17 protein-coding genes are annotated in these 15778 nt (G+C 69.1%); 12 read left to right on the top strand and 5 right to left on the bottom strand.

Annotation, left to right across the window (positions count from 1 at the left end):
* Positions 1–26 precede the first annotated feature (26 nt).
* Positions 27–533, bottom strand: coding sequence for a DUF892 family protein (locus tag HEP75_RS03450; protein WP_185825463.1), 507 nt, complete (start codon positions 531–533; stop codon positions 27–29).
* 49 nt (positions 534–582) lie between these two features.
* Entirely contained in the window at positions 583–1095 is a 513-nt protein-coding gene (locus tag HEP75_RS03455) for a ferritin-like domain-containing protein (protein ID WP_185815179.1), read from the bottom strand.
* 266 nt (positions 1096–1361) lie between these two features.
* On the opposite strand from HEP75_RS03455, the gene HEP75_RS03460 reads away from it, so the two are divergent.
* A complete protein-coding gene (locus HEP75_RS03460; RefSeq protein WP_255423983.1) occupies positions 1362–2117 on the top strand; it encodes a histidine phosphatase family protein in 756 nt (251 codons plus the stop codon).
* A 35-nt stretch (positions 2118–2152) separates the two neighbouring features.
* Positions 2153–2995: an NAD(P)H-hydrate dehydratase gene (locus tag HEP75_RS03465; RefSeq protein WP_255423984.1), complete on the top strand. Its 843-nt coding sequence runs from the start codon at positions 2153–2155 to the stop codon at positions 2993–2995.
* A 62-nt stretch (positions 2996–3057) separates the two neighbouring features.
* On the opposite strand, the gene HEP75_RS03470 is transcribed toward HEP75_RS03465, so the two are convergent.
* Entirely contained in the window at positions 3058–3924 is an 867-nt protein-coding gene (locus HEP75_RS03470) for an SDR family oxidoreductase (RefSeq protein ID WP_185825465.1), read from the bottom strand.
* A 222-nt stretch (positions 3925–4146) separates the two neighbouring features.
* On the bottom strand, positions 4147–4794 hold the full coding sequence (gene fabR / locus HEP75_RS03475; protein WP_185815183.1) for an HTH-type transcriptional repressor FabR: 648 nt from the start codon (positions 4792–4794) through the stop codon (positions 4147–4149).
* Positions 4795–4888: 94 nt separating this feature from the next.
* On the opposite strand from fabR, the gene HEP75_RS03480 reads away from it, so the two are divergent.
* The 5 genes from HEP75_RS03480 to HEP75_RS03500 all read left to right on the top strand — a co-directional run bounded on the left by HEP75_RS03480 (position 4889) and on the right by HEP75_RS03500 (position 8633).
* A complete protein-coding gene (locus HEP75_RS03480; RefSeq protein WP_185825466.1) occupies positions 4889–5965 on the top strand; it encodes a ferredoxin reductase in 1077 nt (358 codons plus the stop codon).
* Positions 5966–5976: 11 nt separating this feature from the next.
* A complete protein-coding gene (locus HEP75_RS03485; RefSeq protein ID WP_185815185.1) occupies positions 5977–7107 on the top strand; it encodes an acyl-CoA desaturase in 1131 nt (376 codons plus the stop codon).
* A 176-nt stretch (positions 7108–7283) separates the two neighbouring features.
* On the top strand, positions 7284–7667 hold the full coding sequence (locus tag HEP75_RS03490) for a type II toxin-antitoxin system RelE/ParE family toxin (protein WP_185825467.1): 384 nt from the start codon (positions 7284–7286) through the stop codon (positions 7665–7667).
* The gene (locus HEP75_RS03495) at positions 7651–7953 is read left to right on the top strand and encodes a DNA-binding transcriptional regulator (RefSeq protein WP_185825468.1); all 303 of its coding nucleotides are present in this window, start codon (positions 7651–7653) and stop codon (positions 7951–7953) included. The genes HEP75_RS03490 and HEP75_RS03495 overlap by 17 nt, the downstream gene beginning before the upstream one ends.
* Positions 7954–8177: 224 nt before the next feature.
* On the top strand, positions 8178–8633 hold the full coding sequence (locus HEP75_RS03500; protein ID WP_185815187.1) for a low affinity iron permease family protein: 456 nt from the start codon (positions 8178–8180) through the stop codon (positions 8631–8633).
* Between the two features lie 148 nt (positions 8634–8781).
* Here HEP75_RS03500 and HEP75_RS03505 read toward each other — a convergent pair whose 3' ends face one another.
* Positions 8782–9018: a hypothetical protein gene (locus HEP75_RS03505; protein ID WP_185825469.1), complete on the bottom strand. Its 237-nt coding sequence runs from the start codon at positions 9016–9018 to the stop codon at positions 8782–8784.
* Between the two features lie 251 nt (positions 9019–9269).
* Here HEP75_RS03505 and HEP75_RS03510 point away from each other — a divergent pair, with 251 nt between their 5' ends.
* The 5 genes from HEP75_RS03510 to HEP75_RS03530 all read left to right on the top strand — a co-directional run bounded on the left by HEP75_RS03510 (position 9270) and on the right by HEP75_RS03530 (position 15730).
* A complete protein-coding gene (locus HEP75_RS03510) occupies positions 9270–9695 on the top strand; it encodes a hypothetical protein (protein WP_255423985.1) in 426 nt (141 codons plus the stop codon).
* 128 nt (positions 9696–9823) lie between these two features.
* Positions 9824–11533, top strand: coding sequence for a ubiquinone-dependent pyruvate dehydrogenase (poxB, locus tag HEP75_RS03515; RefSeq protein WP_185826479.1), 1710 nt, complete (start codon positions 9824–9826; stop codon positions 11531–11533).
* Positions 11534–11613: 80 nt separating this feature from the next.
* Positions 11614–13053 carry a HAMP domain-containing sensor histidine kinase gene (locus HEP75_RS03520; protein WP_185825470.1) on the top strand — a complete coding sequence of 480 codons (1440 nt, stop codon included), beginning with the start codon at positions 11614–11616 and terminating at the stop codon, positions 13051–13053.
* A complete protein-coding gene (locus HEP75_RS03525; protein WP_185825471.1) occupies positions 13038–14375 on the top strand; it encodes a sigma-54 dependent transcriptional regulator in 1338 nt (445 codons plus the stop codon). Before HEP75_RS03520 ends, HEP75_RS03525 begins: the two co-directional genes overlap by 16 nt.
* Before the next feature lie 554 nt (positions 14376–14929).
* Positions 14930–15730: a hypothetical protein gene (locus HEP75_RS03530; RefSeq protein WP_185825472.1), complete on the top strand. Its 801-nt coding sequence runs from the start codon at positions 14930–14932 to the stop codon at positions 15728–15730.
* Positions 15731–15778 lie beyond the last annotated feature (48 nt).

Raw genomic sequence — 15778 nt, forward strand, 5'->3', positions numbered from 1 at the left:
CGGGAAGCGGCGCCGCGGTCGTGCGGTCAGGCCGCCTTGCGCTTCTGCGCCGCGTCCTGGTTGCCGCCCTGTTCGGCGAGCATGGTCAGCTTCTCGTCGGTGGACTTTTCCTCTTCCAGCGTTTCCAGCAGCAGCTTGAGCGCGTCGGTCTTGCCCAACTGCTTGGCCATCGCGGCGAGCGTGCCGTAGGACGCGATCTCGTAGTGCTCCACTTTCTGCGCGCCGCCGATCAGCGCCGCATCGCGCACCGGGCCGGCCTCGATCGATTCGATCACTTCCTTGCCTTCTTCGACCAGCCCTTCCATGGCCGCGCACTTGATGCGCTTCAGGCGCAGCTCGAGTTTTTCCACGATCTGGTCGATACGCTCGATCTGGCCCTGGGTTTCTTCCAGGTGCGCTTCGAAGGCCGCACGCAGCGCCGGATTGGTGGAGGCGCGGGCCAGTTTCGGCAGCGCCTTGGTCAACTGCTTCTCCGCGCTGTAGATGTCGGAAAGTTCGTGCAGGAACAGGTCGTCGATGGTCTTGATAGCCATGTCGATGGATCTCCGTGGTTGGGATGGATGGTGCGGGAGGTGCGCGGACTCAACGCTTGGCCGTCTGGCCTTCGGTGCGTTCGCGTTCCAGGAAGGCGAGAACCGTCGCCTCCTGGTGTTCGATCAGCCACTCGGCCATGGCGATTTCCTGGTCGAGGATGGCGGCGCAGATGTCGGCGATCTGCGGCTGGTCGGCTTGCTTTGCAGCGATTACCAGCGCGCGGTAGCTGGCGACCTCCAGGTGTTCGAATGCGTAGCTGATGCCGAGGCTCTTGGCCACTTCGTCGCTCATCATCGAATTGCCGGCCGCATGCACCGTCGCCATCACGCTGGCCACCGCACCCTTGATGGCGGGCGTGGAGCCGCCGAGCAGTTCGATGCAGCGCTTGACCTGCTCGGACTGGCCCTTGGTTTCGGTGATGTGCTGCTCGATGCGTGCCTTCAGCTGTGGATAGTGCTCCAGGCGTCCGGCGGTGGCGGTCAGCATGGTGTTCGCTTCCTGCTCCATCGCGTAGGCGTCCTGCAGCCACTTCAACAGGCGCTCGGTATTGCTTCGGGTCATGAACGTCGCTCCAAGGTATCGGTCGATTGCGTGTGCGGGAAGTCTTCGTCGTGCCGCGGTGCGGCGCCTTCCCCCGTACGAACCAAGCTAGACCGCCGCGCGTTAGTGACGATTCAATGCAGGGTGAACGCAGCGCGAGAGAAGCATCCACGCCGCAGTGAACACACTGAATGCGCTGCCTTCGCCGCACTGCCTGCAGGCACGGCGACCGTGCGTTCACGGCCGCCACGCGAGGCTCGGTGCGTACCCAATCGCAGGAGATCCTTGTGCCGAAACTCGATCACGCCGACTGGCCGCAGCGCTTGTGGCTGGTGCGACATGGACAGAGCGCGGGCAATGTCGCCCGCGATATCGCCGAAGCCTCGGGGCAGGAACTGATCGACGTCGCCACCCGCGATGCCGACACGCCGCTGTCGGAGCTGGGCCTTGAGCAGTCGCAGCGACTCGGCCGCTGGTTTGCGGCGTTGCCGGCGGCGGCGCGGCCGAAGGTGCTGCTGACGTCGCCGTTCCTGCGTGCGCAACAGACCTGCGCGGCGATCGGCGAGGAACTGGGCGTGCAGTCGCACGCGCTGGTGCTGGACGAGCGCCTGCGCGAGAAGGAGTTCGGCATTCTGGACCGCTATACCCGGCACGGCATCGCCAGCCGTTTCCCGGAACTGGCCGAGCAGCGCGCTTCGGTCGGCAAGTTCTATTTCCGCCCGCCCGGCGGCGAAAGCTGGTGCGACGTGATCCTGCGCCTGCGCAGCGTGGTCGAGGAACTGCGTCGCGACCACGCCGGCGAGCGCGTGTTGATCGTCGCCCACCAGGTCATCGTCAACTGCATGCGCTACCTGCTCGAGCGCTTCGACGAGGCGGCGATCCTGGAGATCGACCGGCGCGGCGACGTGCCCAACTGCAGCGTCACCGAATACGGTTTCGGCGATGCCGAGGGCGGGCCGCGCTTCGGCCTGGTCCAGGCCAACGCGGTGCCGTTCGAGGTGCCGGTGACCACCGCGGCCGACCAGCCGGGTGGGCCGCGGTGACCCAGGCGCGCGCTACCCCGGTGAGAGCGATCCCGGTGAACGCGACGCTGCTGCGGCGCTGGCCGTTGCCCAGCGCGGCGGGCGTCGCCGACAAGGAGCAGCGCGGGCGCGTGCTGGTGATCGGCGGCAGCTGCGAAATTCCCGGCGCGGCGTTGCTGGCGGCGGAGGCGGCATTGCGCGCAGGCGCCGGCAAGCTGCAGGTGGCCACCGCGCGCCCGGTGGCCACGGCGATGGCGATCGCCTTGCCCGAGGCGCGCGTGGTGGCGTTGCCGGTTAGCGCCGACGGTGAACTGCGCATCGGCGGACAACCGCTGCAGCGCGATGCGGCGCGCGCCGACGCGGTGCTGATCGGCCCCGGCATGCGCGCCCGCCCAGCGCTGCGCAAGCAGATCGCGCGGCTGCTGCAGGACACGCGCTGTGGCGTGGTGCTCGATGCCGGTGCGCTGGTCGATACCCACGGCATGGCCGATCCGGAGCGCGTCGTGCTGACCCCGCACCATGGCGAGATGGCGGCATTGAACGGCGTGCCGATCGAACGCATCGCGGCGGATCCGGCGGCGATCGCGCTGCGTCACGCGCGGCACAGCGGCGCGGTGGTGGTGCTGAAGTCGGCGACCACGGTGATCGCCGCGCCCGACGGCGCGCACTGGGTGCATCGCGGCGGCAGCCCGTGCCTGGGCACCTCCGGTTCCGGCGACGTGCTGGCCGGCATCATCTGCGGCTTGCAGGCGCGCGGCGCCAGCAGCACGCAGGCGGCGGTGTGGGGCGTGCACCTGCACGCGCGCGCCGGCGCGCTGCTGGCGCGGCAGATCGGCCCGCTGGGGCCGCTGGCGCGCGAGATCGCGGCGCAGATCCCGGGGCTGCTCGCTGCAGGTTGAAGCCGGCGCCGCAGTGGGCGCCGGCTTCTACGACTCTCCAATCCCGAATCCCGAATCCCAGCCTAAAGCGTCGCCGCCCCGCCCGCGATCGTGATCAACGCACCAGACGTATAGCTGGACGTATCGCTGGCGAGCAGCACATAGGTCGATGCCAGCTCCACCGGCTGCCCGGGGCGGCCGAACGCGGTCTGCGACCCGAATTCCTTAACCTCCTCCGCATCCATGCCGGCGGGGATGAACGGCGTCCAGATCGGGCCGGGCAGCACCGCGTTGACCCGGATCTTCTTGTCCGCGAGCAGCCCGGCCAGGCCGATGGTCATGTTCGCCACCGCGCCCTTGGTGGTGGAGTAGGGCAGGATGTTGGGCGTCGGCTTCTTCGAATTGACCGAGGCGGTGTTGATGATCGAACCGCCCTCGGGCATGTGCGGCACGGCCAGGCGCACCAGGTTGAAGGCCGCGTGCACGTTGGTGGCGAAGGTCTTTTCCCACTCGTCCAGGGTGATCTCGTCGAAGCTGTGGAAATAGCGCTGGTAGGCGGCGTTGTTGACCAGCACGTCGAGTCCGCCGAAGGCGCCGGTCACGGTCTCGATCAAGGCCTGCGCCTGCGCGCGATCGCTGATGTCGCAGGGCTGCAGCAGCACGCGTACCCCGGCCGTCTCGAGCAGCTGGCCGATGCGTTCGGCGTCGTGCTGTTCGCTGGGCAGGTAGGCGATGGCCACGTCGGCGCCTTCGCGCGCATAGGCGATCGCCACCGCGGCGCCGATGCCGCTGTCGCCGCCGGTGATCAGCGTGCGTTTGCCCTGCAACAGGCCGTGGCCGACGTAGCTGTCCTCGCCATGGTCCGGCTTCGGATCCATCTTGTCGGTCAGCCCGGGAAACGACTGCTGCTGCGGCTTGAAGGGAGGAGAGGGATAGTTCGGAACGGCCATGGGCATGCCTCGTCGTGGGGTGTCCCTGCGAGGGTGCGCAAACATGGGTAAAGGTGCGGCCAAGATCCTGTCGGCGGCATGTGAGATGCAGGCGCGATCCGGATCCATGGGTGCATGCGCGCGCGGCGACGCACAAATGCGCTGTTCACGGATTACGCAGATTCGGTCCTGGATCTACCCGTGCGGCGGCCTGCAGGCGCGCCGGCAACCGGGCCGTGCCGCTCAGCTGGCGGCGATCGTGCGCGAGCCGAGGATGATCATGCGCAGCATCGCGCTGATCTGGCGGATCAGTTCCGGGTCTTTTTCCGGCGGCAGGTCCATCGCGGTGGCGCCCATCGCAAACACCAGCCGGGTGATCGCCTTGGACACCAGCGCCGGCTCGTGCAGCGGCGCGTTGTCGATCGCGGCCAGGCGGATCAGATCCACGCGCAGTTCTTCCTCGAAGTAGTTCAGCTCGCGGTCCACCGCGTGCTTGAACGCGTCCGAGCCGACCGTGCCCTCGCGCAGCAGCACGTGCAGCAGTTTGTCGTCGGCGCGCAGCTGCTCCATGAAGGTTTCCACCGAACTGAGGATCACGCTGCGGTTGCTGCCGGCCGCGCGCTGCCGCGCCTGGCCGATGATGGTGCGCAGCGAACTGCCGGCCAGGTCGATCAGCGCCACCGCCAGTTCGTCCATGTCGCGGAACTGGCGATAGAAGCTGTTCGGGGCGATGCCGGCTTCGCGGGTCACTTCGCGCAGGCTCAGCGTGGACACGCTGCGGTGCGGCCCGATCAGCTTCAGCGCCGCCGCCAGCAGGTCTTCGCGCGAGATCGCGCTCTTGCGCGCGGGCAGCGCGTCCTCGGGCAGCGGCAGGGGAACGATGGACGTCATGGGCGGACTGGGCGAGACAAGGCCGCGATCATACCCTTCTTCGTGAATATACAACTGTATAGACATCTGTATCTGCGCCTGTATAGTGGTCGCCATGAACGCTGCCCGCCGTCCTGCCTCCACCCGCTCCGCCACCCGCGCCCTGCGCGCCTGGGTGCAGCCGGAGGTGTTCGATTTCTGGTCCACGCGGATCCATCCGCTGTGGACCTGGCAGCGTCCGCGCGCGCGGCTGCTGCAGCGCGAACGCGCCAGCAGCGACGCGGTGACCCTGATCCTCAAGGCCAACCGCCACTGGCGCGGCCTGCGCGCCGGCCAGCACGTGCAGCTGGGCGTGGAGATCGACGGGCGCCGCCTGACCCGCAGCTACAGCCCCACGCCGCTGCCGGGCGGGCGCCTGGCGATCACGGTCAAGACGATCGACGGCGGCCGCGTCAGCCAGTACCTGGCCGACGCCGCACGCATCGGCGAGACCTTCGAACTGGGCCAGGCGTTCGGCGACATGGTGCTGCCCGCCGCGCCGCAGGGACGCTGGCTGCTGTTGGCCGCCGGCAGCGGCATCACCCCGATGCGCGCGCTGCTGCGCCAGCTCGCCGACGCCGGCATGCCGGCCGATGTGGACCTGATCTACTGGGCGCGGCGCAGCGACCAGTTGTGCTTCGTCGAGGAACTGCAGGCGCTGGCCGCCGCGCATCCGCGTTTCCGCCTGCAGCTGGCGGTCACCGGCGAAGGCGCGATGCCGGCGCCGCGTGTGGACACGCTGCCGCTGGCGCACCTGGCCGGGCTGGAACAGGCGCAGGTGCTGGCCTGCGGCCCCGGCGGTTTCGTGCAGGCCGCGCGTACGCGGCTGGAAGGTAGCGTCGCCCGCTTCCAGGCCGAGGCGTTCAGCACGCCGCTGCTGGCCGATGCCGAACACGGCACGGTCGCGGTGACGCTGGCGCGCAGCGGCCGCGTTCTGCAGCTGCCGCGCGGGCAATCGCTGCTCAGCGCGCTGGAAGCCGAAGGCCTGCGCCCGAAGCACGGCTGCCGCATGGGCATCTGCAACAGCTGCGCCTGCGGCAAGCAATCCGGCGCGACCCGCGACCTGCTCACCGGCGCGCACGCCACCGAACCGGGTTCGATGCTGAAGCTGTGCATCAACAGCGCCAGCAGCGACCTGATCCTGGACCTTTGAAGGACTTCCCCATGGCTGCTCCCCGCAACCGCGCACTGACCCCGGCCGAACTGCAGGCCTTCGGCGACGAACTCGACGCGCTGCGCGTGCGCACCGTCGCCACCCTGGGCGAGGCCGACGCGCGCTACATCCGCCGCATCGTCGCCGCAGTGCGCTACACCGGCCTGGCCGGGCGCGCGCTGCTGTTCCTGGGCGCGTTCGTGCACAGCGTGCTGTGGCCGGCGTGGATCGCCGGCGTGGCGCTGCTGACCCTGTCCAAGATCCTGGAGAACATGGAGCTGGGCCACAACGTCATGCACGGCCAGTACGACTGGATGGGCGATGCGCAGCTCAACGGCAACACCTACGAGTGGGACATCGTCGCCACCGGCGACAACTGGCGCAAGACGCACAACTTCAAGCACCACACCTACACCAACGTGCGCGGCATGGACGACGACATCGGCTACGGCCTGCTGCGCATCTTCCCCGAGCAGCGCTGGCGTCCGTTCTATCTCGCACAGCCGTTCATCGCGGTGGTGTTCGCGCTGCTGTTCGAATGGGGTGTGGCGATCCAGGACCTGCGCCTGGGCCGCTGGTTCGCCGGCAAGATGAAGCGTGGCGAGCTGCGCCGCACCTTCCTGCCGGTCGGGCGCAAGATGGGCCGGCAGATCCTCAAGGACTACGTGATCTTCCCGGCGCTGGCCGGCCCGTTCTTCCTGACCGTGCTGCTGGGCAACCTCGCCGCCAACGTGCTGCGCAGCATCTGGACCTTCGTGATCATCTTCTGCGGCCACTTCACCGCCGATGCGGAGACGTTCCCGAAGGAGTCGATCAAGGGCGAGTCGCGCGGCCACTGGTACCTGCGCCAGCTGCGCGGTTCTTCCAACCTGGCTGGCGGCAAGCTGCTGAACGTGCTGTCGGGCAACCTGAGCCACCAGATCGAGCACCACTTCTACCCGGACATCCCGGCCAACCGCTACGCGGCGCTGGCGGTGGACGTGAAGGCGATCTGCGCGCGCTACGGCCAGCACTACAACACCGGTTCGCTGCCGCGCCAGTTCGGCCAGGTGATGTGGCGGATCGTGCGCCACGCCTTCCCGAGCCGGCCGCGGCCGGTGCGCCAGGTACGCCAGCACGAGGCGATGCAGCAGACGGGTTGATCGTGCCGGACAACGCGCGATGCCAACGAGAGCAGGCCAGTCTGGCCTGCTTTTTTTATGCCGACTCCTTTGGCCTCGCGGCCGTAGTCTTGCGCAGACGGGAGGAAATGGCGGAGTGCAGGCGCTATCAGGATATGGAAATATGTACCCGTTTCGGGTATGTTTTGGAGGTAAGGATGACCCGCACGTTCAAGCGAAAGGATTTTGCGCGGTGGCAGGCCGGCGAAAAGCTGTCCGACACCGTTCTGTGCAAAGCGGTCCAGGAAATGGAAGCCGGACTGATCGACGTGGATTTGGGCGGCCAGCTCTACAAGAAGCGGGTGGCCCGTTCTGGCGGCGGCAAGAGCGGTGGCTACCGCACGTTGTTGGCCGCTCGCATCGGCAGCCGCTACGTGTTCCTGCATGGGTTCCCCAAGAGCGGCAAGGCGAACATCGCGCAGGAAGAGAAGAAAGCGCTGCAATTCGCCGGCAAGGTGTTTCTGGAACTGTCCGGGGAAGCCTTGCTGAAAGCCTTGCAGTCGGGCGTATTAGTGGAGGTGCGGTGTGAGCAAAATCATTGAATCGCTGCGTGGTGATCTGGGCGCGCTTCACGAAGTGGGAGCGATCGGCAAGGTGACGATGCGCGAATTCGACGCGATCTGTCCGCCGCCGGTGCGAGAGTTCGGCGCGGCCGACATCAAGCGTCTACGCGAAGCCCTGAAGTTCAGCCAGCCAGTATTCGCGCATCACCTGCATACCACGGCATCGACGGTGCGCAAGTGGGAGCAGGGCGAAACCCGTCCTGCCGGGCCAGCGCTCAAGCTGCTCAACGTGATCGCCGACAAGGGGCTTCAGGCGATCCTGTAACGCGTGCCATGCGTTTCCGGCGTAGTGCTGCAGCAGGCGGTGCAGGTGGCTAAGCGTTGGCGCACGGCCAGGCGCGGCGGCGGACATGCACACGGACTGGCGCGAGAACCTGCTGGTTTTTGTGCCTGACTTTCCACGCATCGCTCACGCGGCGCAGCCGATCATCCGCGCTGCCCGCGCATCACGCCTGGTGCGCCGGTCCATTCGACTGCGCGAGGTGTGCGATGAAAGCTGCAAACCTGTTCAATGCCGTCGCCAAGAAGGCGTCGTACGCGGCCGGCACGCCGTGGACGTTCTGCATTGCGCTCGGCATCGTGGTGCTGTGGGGCGCCAGCGGCCCGGTGTTCGGTTTCAACGACACCTGGCAGCTGGTGATCAACACCGGCACCACCATCATCACCTTCCTGATGGTGTTCCTGATCCAGCACACCCAGAACGCGGACACCGCGGCGATGCAGATCAAGCTTGACGAGCTGATCCGGGTGACCGCCAAGGCCAACGACGAGCTGCTCGATCTCGAGGAAATGGACGAGAAGCGGCTGGAGCAGATCCGCAAGCAGTACGAAGCACTGGCGAGCAAGGCTGGCGAAACGCTGCGCGCGCGCAGTGCGCAGCGCGACGGCCAGGATGCCCAGGACGACGCGCCCGAGATCGGCGGTGGCGACGACGAGCGCCACTGACGCAACCGCCGGTCGCCTTCGGCGCATGACCGGCGACGCAGTGGCCGCGGCCACTGGCAGGTGAGGCACGCGCATTAGGCGCGGCCCGCAGTGCGCGGGCCAGCGCGGAACAGACGGGGCTCCGCTAAAGACGAGGCAGCCCCACGCCTCAGGTGATTGCCGGCCCGGTGCGCAACCCGGCAACGTTCTCGCCGCGCGGCGCGTCGGTGGCCGACACCACGTCGCCGTGCGGTGGCGTGAACGCGCCATCGTCCGGTTCGGCGCGGAAGGCGCGATCCTGCGAAAACACCGCAGTGCGCTGCTGCTGCGGTGTGCGGCGACGATAGGCCCTGACGACCGCGACCGCGGTTCCGGCGACCGCCAACTTCCAGAGTAATCCGCTCATGTTCGGCTCCCGTGCGATAGGAACGTGGATCGTCGGCAACCGCCGGTTAGCGTTGCGTGGATGCCAGGCGAGCGCAGCGTGCACCCGATCTACGCTGTCGAAGCAGGCGATGCGCTAGCTGGTCTGTATGCAAGAGGCACCGATCCCGCATGCGCTTGGCCCCGCAGACACCGACGACGCGCCGCTCGCGTCGCCTTCATCGCCCCTTGTAACCGCGCTAACGCACGCCTGCCTAGGCTGCATCGCACGCCGTGTCGCGGCACGGCACGGCATCCGATCATCGAGCGATCATCGAAGAGACTTTCATGCGCAATCACGATTCCCACCGACCTTCCGTTCCGCTGGGCGATCACGACGTTCGCCAGGCGGGTTACCGCGGCGATACCGCGGATGTTGCGCAGGACACGGGCGTGCCTCGCGGCCGCGGACGCGACGTGCCGTCGCGGACCACGCCGCGGCAGGATGCGCCGGGTTTGCCGGACAACGTTGCCGACGATCCGGGCGCCGACCGCAGCGGCCGGACCCAGCCCAACTTCGGCCAGGCAGGCACCTATGCCGCTACCGGCGAACACGCCGGCGGCGCGCACGGCAAGGCCGCGACCGGCGGCTACCACGAGGATGCCAGCGGCGAGGACGGCGGCCGCGACGAGCGCGCCGCAGATCGCGGCACGGACTGAGTGCCACCGCGGCCGGTCCGGAGCCGGTCTGCAGCGGCAACCGGACATGGCGGCAGCACGCCCGTGTAACGGATCGCGTGCCAGCATCAGCGCTTCCTTTTGCGGAGCCGCTCATGTCCAAGCCGACCATTGCCCGCCTGCTCGCCGAGACCTTGCACAGCGCGGGGGTCGAACGTATCTGGGGCGTCACCGGCGACAGCCTCAACGGGCTGACCGATGCGCTGCGGCAGATGGACAGCATCGAGTGGATGCACGTGCGCCACGAGGAAGTGGCCGCGTTCGCCGCCGGCGCCGAGGCCGCGCTGACCGGCAAGCTCGCGGTCTGTGCCGGCAGCTGCGGGCCGGGCAACCTGCACCTGATCAACGGCCTGTTCGACTGCCACCGCAGCCACCAGCCGGTGCTGGCGATCGCTGCGCATATCCCTTCTTCCGAGATCGGCCTGGGCTACTTCCAGGAAACCCATCCGCAGGAACTGTTCCGCGAGTGCAGCCACTACGTCGAGCTGGTCACCAATCCGGCGCAGATGCCGGAAGTACTGCACCGGGCGATGCGCACCGCGATCCTGAAACAGGGCGTGGCGGTGGTGGTGATTCCCGGCGACGTGGCGTTGCAGGAACTACCCAAGGGCACGCCGACCGCCTGGCCGGCGCTGACGCCGCCGCGGATCCTGCCGGCCGACGCCGACGTGGAGCGCCTGGCTGAGCTGCTGCAGGCGAGCGAGGCCACCACGCTGCTGTGCGGCAGCGGCTGCGCCGGCGCGCACGACGAACTGGTGGCGCTGGCCGACCTGCTCGGCGCGCCGATCGTGCACGCGCTGCGCGGCAAGGAACACGTGGAATGGGAAAACCCGTTCGACGTCGGCATGACCGGCCTGATCGGTTTCAGTTCCGGCTACCAGGCCATGCTCAACTGCGACACGCTGCTGATGCTCGGTACCGATTTCCCGTACCGCCAGTTCTATCCGAAGGACGCGGCGATCGTGCAGGTCGATCGCGACCCAGCCGCGCTGGGCCGGCGCACGCCGCTGCAACTGGGCATCGCCGCCGACGTGCGCGAGACCATCGCCGCATTGCTACCGAAGCTGCAGCGGCGCGAGCAGCGCGGCTTCCTGGACAAGTCGCTGGCGCACTACCGCAAGGCGCGCGAAGGCCTCGACGAACTGGCGGTGGCGGCCGCGCCCGGCGAGCCGCTGCACCCGCAGTTCGTGACCCGGATGATCGATGCGCTGGCCGACGAGGATGCGATCTTCAGCTGCGATGTCGGCACGCCTACGGTGTGGGCGGCGCGCTACCTCACCATGAACGGCAAGCGCCGCTTGCTCGGCTCGTTCAACCACGGCTCGATGGCCAACGCGATGCCGCAAGCGCTGGGTGCGCAGGCGCAGTTCCCGCGGCGGCAGGTGATCTCGCTGTCCGGCGACGGCGGCTTCACCATGCTGATGGGCGACTTCATTTCCCTGGCGCAGTTGGGCCTGCCGGTGAAGGTGGTGGTCTACAACAACGCCTCGCTGGGCTTCGTGGCGATGGAAATGAAGTCGGCCGGCTATCTGGACACCGGCACCGACCTGAGCAACCCGGACTTCGCGGCGATGAGCAATGCGATGGGCATCCTCGGCCTGCGCGTGGACGAATCGGAGCAACTGGAGCCGGCGTTGCGCCAGGCCTTCGCGCATCCGGGGCCGGTGCTGGTCGATGTGCGCGTGGCCACCCAGGAACTGGTGATTCCGCCGGCGATCAAGCTGGAGCAGGCCAAGGGCATGGGCCTGTACCTGCTGCGCGCGGTGATGAGCGGGCGCGGCGACGAGGTGATCGAACTGGTCAAGACCAACCTGCGCTGAGCGATGAACGGCAACAGCGCGCATCGCCGTTGCGGCGCGGCGCGCTGCTACATTTTCATCTTTCGCGTCTCCGGTGGACCATGCCCCGTTCGCTGTTGCGGCAACTGCTGCTGATCTGGATCGTCATCCTCGCCGCGTGCGTGGGCATGGCGGTGGTGCTGTTCGGCCTGTACCGGCATAGCGAGGGCGTGCGCGTCGGCGAGGCGCAGGCGCGGCTGCAGGGCGAATGCACGCGCATCGTGCAGCGCTACAACGGCGCCAGCGCCGCCGCGCGCGGCAGCGACGGCGCCGGCCTGGCCGCGGTGGTGCTGCAACTGGTGCTGGCCGACGCCGCGGGCGTGGAGGGCGGGGTGTGGGAGCGGCAGCGCGGCTTCGTCGCCTATGCCTATCCCACCTACGACGGCAGCGACCACAAGACCGATGTGCCGACCGCCGAACGCAGTGCCATCGTCGCCACTGCGCAACGCGGCGTCGCCAACCAGCAGGCGGTGCATTACCGCCGCGATGGTCAGCGCGAGACGCTGTTGATCGCGGCCTGCCCGCTGGATCGCAGCACCGCGGCGTGGACGATGGCCCGGGTCGCCGCCACCGGCGAGGCCTCGGCCAGTCGCCCGCTGGCGGTGGGCGTGGCGCTGATCCTGGCGCTGGTGGTAGTGTCGGCGGTGGCGCTGGGCTGGGTGGTGCGGCGCTGGAGCCAGCGCTTGCACGGCATCCAGCAGGCCTTGGCGACGCCGGCGGAGGTGCCGACGATCCCGACGACCGGCGCGCCGGAACTGGACCGCCTCGGCGCGGCGGTCACCGACTATGCGCAACGCAGCGTGCACGCCCTGGCCGAGGCGCGCCGGCTCGGCGAGGAACTGTCGCGGCACGAGCGTTTGGCCGCGCTCGGGCGCATGACCGCGACCGTGGCCCACGAGATCCGCAACCCGATCGCGACCTTGCGCCTGGCCCTGGAAAACCAGATCGCCGCCGGCGAAGGCGGCTTCGACGAGGCGCAGGCGCAGCTGATGCTGGCACAGATCCAGCGCCTGGATGGCGTGGTCGAAAGCCTGCTGGGCATGGTCCAGCCGATCCGCCTGCAGCGCGACACGGTGGCGTTGCAGCCGTGGCTGCAGGCGCTGCTCGATCCGGCCGACTGGAATCCGTTGGCGCCGCCGATCGCACTGCAACTGATGGAGGCGCCGAGCGCGTGGATGCTGGATTCGCAGCAGGCGGCGCGGGCCTTGCACAACCTGCTGCGCAACGCGCTGCAGCACGCCACGCCCGGCACCGCGGTGACGCTGACGGTCGCAGCCGACGCCGACCTGCTGCGGCTGACCGTGGCCAATCAAGGCCCTCCGGTGCCCGCGCCGGTGGCCGCGCACCTGTTCGAGCCCTTTGCCAGCGGCCGCAGCGACGGCAACGGCCTGGGTCTGGCTCTGGTGCGCGAGATCGCGCGCGCGCACGGCGGCGAGGTGCGCTACGTCCACCACGACGGCCTCACCTCCTTCATTCTGGAATTGCCATGGCGCGCATCCTGATCGTCGACGACGACACCGCCTTCCTGAGCACGCTGCAGGCCACGCTGCGCTCGTTCGGCCACGAGGTGATCGCCGCCGCCGATGGGCAGGCGGGACTGGCACGGTTGCGCGCAGGCGGCATCGACCTGGCCTTCGTCGATTTCCGCATGCCCGGCATGGACGGCATCGCGCTGATGCGCGCGCGCCAGGACGATGCGCAGGCCGCCGCGGTGCCGCTGGTGATGCTCACCGCCTACGCGTCCAGCAGCAACACCATCGAGGCGATGAAGCTCGGTGCGTTCGATCACCTGGTCAAGCCGGTCGGCCGCGCCGACATCGTCGCGGTGGTGGAGCGTGCGCTGCAGGCGCATGCCGGCGACGACAGCGTGGCGCCGCCACCGGCGCCGGCCGAGGAAGCCGGCGCGCTGCTCGGCCACAGCGCGGCGATGCGCACCGTGCACAAGCGCATCGGCCTGGCCGCGGCCTCTGACCTGCCGGTGCTGGTCAGCGGCGAAACCGGCACCGGCAAGGAACTGGTGGCGCGCGCGCTGCATCGCGCCAGCGCCCGCGCGGACGCGGCGTTCGTGGCGGTCAACTGCGCGGCGATCCCGGCCGAGCTGATCGAAAGCGAATTGTTCGGCTACCGCAAGGGCGCCTTCTCCGGCGCCACTGCCGATCGTCCCGGGCTGATCCGCGAAGCCGACGGTGGCACCCTGTTCCTGGACGAGATCGGCGACATGCCGCTGCCGATGCAGGCCAAGCTGCTGCGCTTCCTGCAGGAAGGCGAGGTCTCGCCGCTGGGCGGGCGCGGCGCGCAGAAGGTGGACGTGCGCGTGGTCGCCGCCACCCATCGCGAACTGGCGCAACTGGTCGCCGACGGCCGTTTCCGCAGCGACCTGCGCTATCGGCTCAACGTGGTGCCGATCGAATTGCCGCCGCTGCGCGAGCGCGGCGACGACATCGTGCTGCTGGCCCAGCATTTCCTCGAGGATGGCGCCAATGCGGCACGCACGCTGTCGGCGGCGGCGCAGGCGCGGCTGCGCGCCTATCCGTGGCCGGGCAACGTGCGCGAGCTGCGCAATGCGATGCAGCGCTGCCAGGTGCTGGTGCGCACGCCGACGATCGAGGCGCACGACCTGGACGAGGTGTTGGCCGGCGATGCCGCGGCGACGTCCGCCGATACGCCGGCGCTGACCCTGCCCGACGCGATCGCGCAACTGGAGAAACAGATGATCCAGGCGGCACTGACGCAAGCGCAGGGCAATCGCGCAGAGGCCGCGCGCCGGCTCGGTATCCACCGCCAGCTGCTGTATCGCAAGCTCGACGATTACGGGCTGGGCTAGGGCGTGCCGCCACCGGCCAGATTGCGCCGCGCTGGTGCAAGCGCTGAGCTACCAATCGCAGCGAAGACGCGCCTGCGCACCCGCGCGCCGCCAGGCACAGCGCGGCCCGCCCACACGAACGACTCGCCCCCAGCAGCGCTTTTTGTAGGAGCGGCTTCAGCCGCGACGAGCGAAGCGGCGTGCTTTCTGGTGGCGCAACGCGTCGGGACTGAAGTCCCTCCCACAGTGCACCCGGTTGCCTCGCCACACCTCCCTGTAGGAGCGGCTTCAGCCGCGACAGGCACTACCCGTACGCCTACCAAGCCAAACGGCCGAGCACACAAGCGCGTCTCCACCGAATCCGCGACCAGCAAGCGAACGAAACAGCAAACGCCAGGTGTCTCATTTCAGACACCGCAGCTGTCCGCAAAGCGGACGACAGTGGATGAAGCGCAGACACCCACCATGGCCACTCACAAGTGCCGTTCCTTTCAAAATCAACGATTTGGAACCTGGCACGGATACTGCGATGACATTCCTACAGGCGGCTCCCTCGCTGCCCTGGAGAACTTCCGATGATCCGTCGTAGCGCACTCGCTTTTTCGCTGGCCATCGCCACCGCCACTGCCGTCGCGCAGGTGCCGGCTCCCCCCGCACCGCCTGCCGCCGCCGCGGCCGGCATCGCGCCGCCGCCCGCGCCGCCGGCACCTCCTGTACCTCCCGCGCCGATCGCCGCCGCGCCGGTCAGCGTCGAAGGCACGGTCGACCGCTTCATGCTCAATCCCAACGGCGACGTCGATGGGCTGTGGCTGCGCGACGGCACCCAGGTGGGTTTCCCGCCGCACCTGTCGGCCGAACTGCAGGCCGCGGTGCGCCGCGGCGATGCGGTGACCGTGCAGGGCTATCGCCTGGGCACGCTGCCGCTGCTGCAGGCCAGCGCGATCAGCGCGCGCCGCAGCGGCAAGCAGGTGGTGGACCGCCCGCCGAACCCGCTGGCCGGTCTGCCCGTGCCGCCGACCCCGCCGGCGTTGAATCCGATGCAGGCCGAAGGCCGCATCGAACGCCTGGTCTACGGCCCGGGTGGCGACACCGCCGGCGTGCTGCTCAGCGACGGCACCGTGGTGCGGATGCCGCCGCACGTGGCCGTGCAGTACGGCACGCTGTTGCGCGTCGGCGCGCCGCTGAGCGTCAGCGGGTTCGGCGTGGCCACCGCGGCCGGCCGCTCGCTGGAGGCGACCCAGCTCGGCCGCGACCGCGCCTCGCAGCGCACCCTGTTCGCGCCGCCCGCACCGCCGGTCCCGCGGGCTGCACCGCCGCCGCCGGGCGGTCCCGCTGCGCCGGCTGCACCGCCGGTGCCGCCGCCCGCGCCGCGCTGATCCGCCTGCCCGTGTGACCCGGCGCCCGCCGCTTGCCGCGGCGGGCGC

The sequence above is a fragment of the Xanthomonas sp. SI genome (assembly GCF_014236855.1).
Lineage (GTDB): Bacteria > Pseudomonadota > Gammaproteobacteria > Xanthomonadales > Xanthomonadaceae > Xanthomonas_A.

What these genes read in the sequence shown, in the direction of transcription:
- HEP75_RS03480 (WP_185825466.1), top strand. Translation starts at nt 4,889, where the DNA reads ATGAACGCTGCCCGCCGTCCTGCCTCCACCCGCTCCGCCACCCGCGCC.
- fabR (WP_185815183.1), bottom strand. Translation starts at nt 4,794, where the DNA reads ATGACGTCCATCGTTCCCCTGCCGCTGCCCGAGGACGCGCTGCCCGCG.
- HEP75_RS03525 (WP_185825471.1), top strand. Translation starts at nt 13,038, where the DNA reads ATGGCGCGCATCCTGATCGTCGACGACGACACCGCCTTCCTGAGCACG.
- HEP75_RS03450 (WP_185825463.1), bottom strand. Translation starts at nt 533, where the DNA reads ATGGCTATCAAGACCATCGACGACCTGTTCCTGCACGAACTTTCCGAC.
- HEP75_RS03520 (WP_185825470.1), top strand. Translation starts at nt 11,614, where the DNA reads ATGCCCCGTTCGCTGTTGCGGCAACTGCTGCTGATCTGGATCGTCATC.
- HEP75_RS03530 (WP_185825472.1), top strand. Translation starts at nt 14,930, where the DNA reads ATGATCCGTCGTAGCGCACTCGCTTTTTCGCTGGCCATCGCCACCGCC.
- HEP75_RS03500 (WP_185815187.1), top strand. Translation starts at nt 8,178, where the DNA reads ATGAAAGCTGCAAACCTGTTCAATGCCGTCGCCAAGAAGGCGTCGTAC.
- HEP75_RS03455 (WP_185815179.1), bottom strand. Translation starts at nt 1,095, where the DNA reads ATGACCCGAAGCAATACCGAGCGCCTGTTGAAGTGGCTGCAGGACGCC.
- HEP75_RS03485 (WP_185815185.1), top strand. Translation starts at nt 5,977, where the DNA reads ATGGCTGCTCCCCGCAACCGCGCACTGACCCCGGCCGAACTGCAGGCC.
- HEP75_RS03490 (WP_185825467.1), top strand. Translation starts at nt 7,284, where the DNA reads ATGACCCGCACGTTCAAGCGAAAGGATTTTGCGCGGTGGCAGGCCGGC.
- HEP75_RS03470 (WP_185825465.1), bottom strand. Translation starts at nt 3,924, where the DNA reads ATGGCCGTTCCGAACTATCCCTCTCCTCCCTTCAAGCCGCAGCAGCAG.
- HEP75_RS03505 (WP_185825469.1), bottom strand. Translation starts at nt 9,018, where the DNA reads ATGAGCGGATTACTCTGGAAGTTGGCGGTCGCCGGAACCGCGGTCGCG.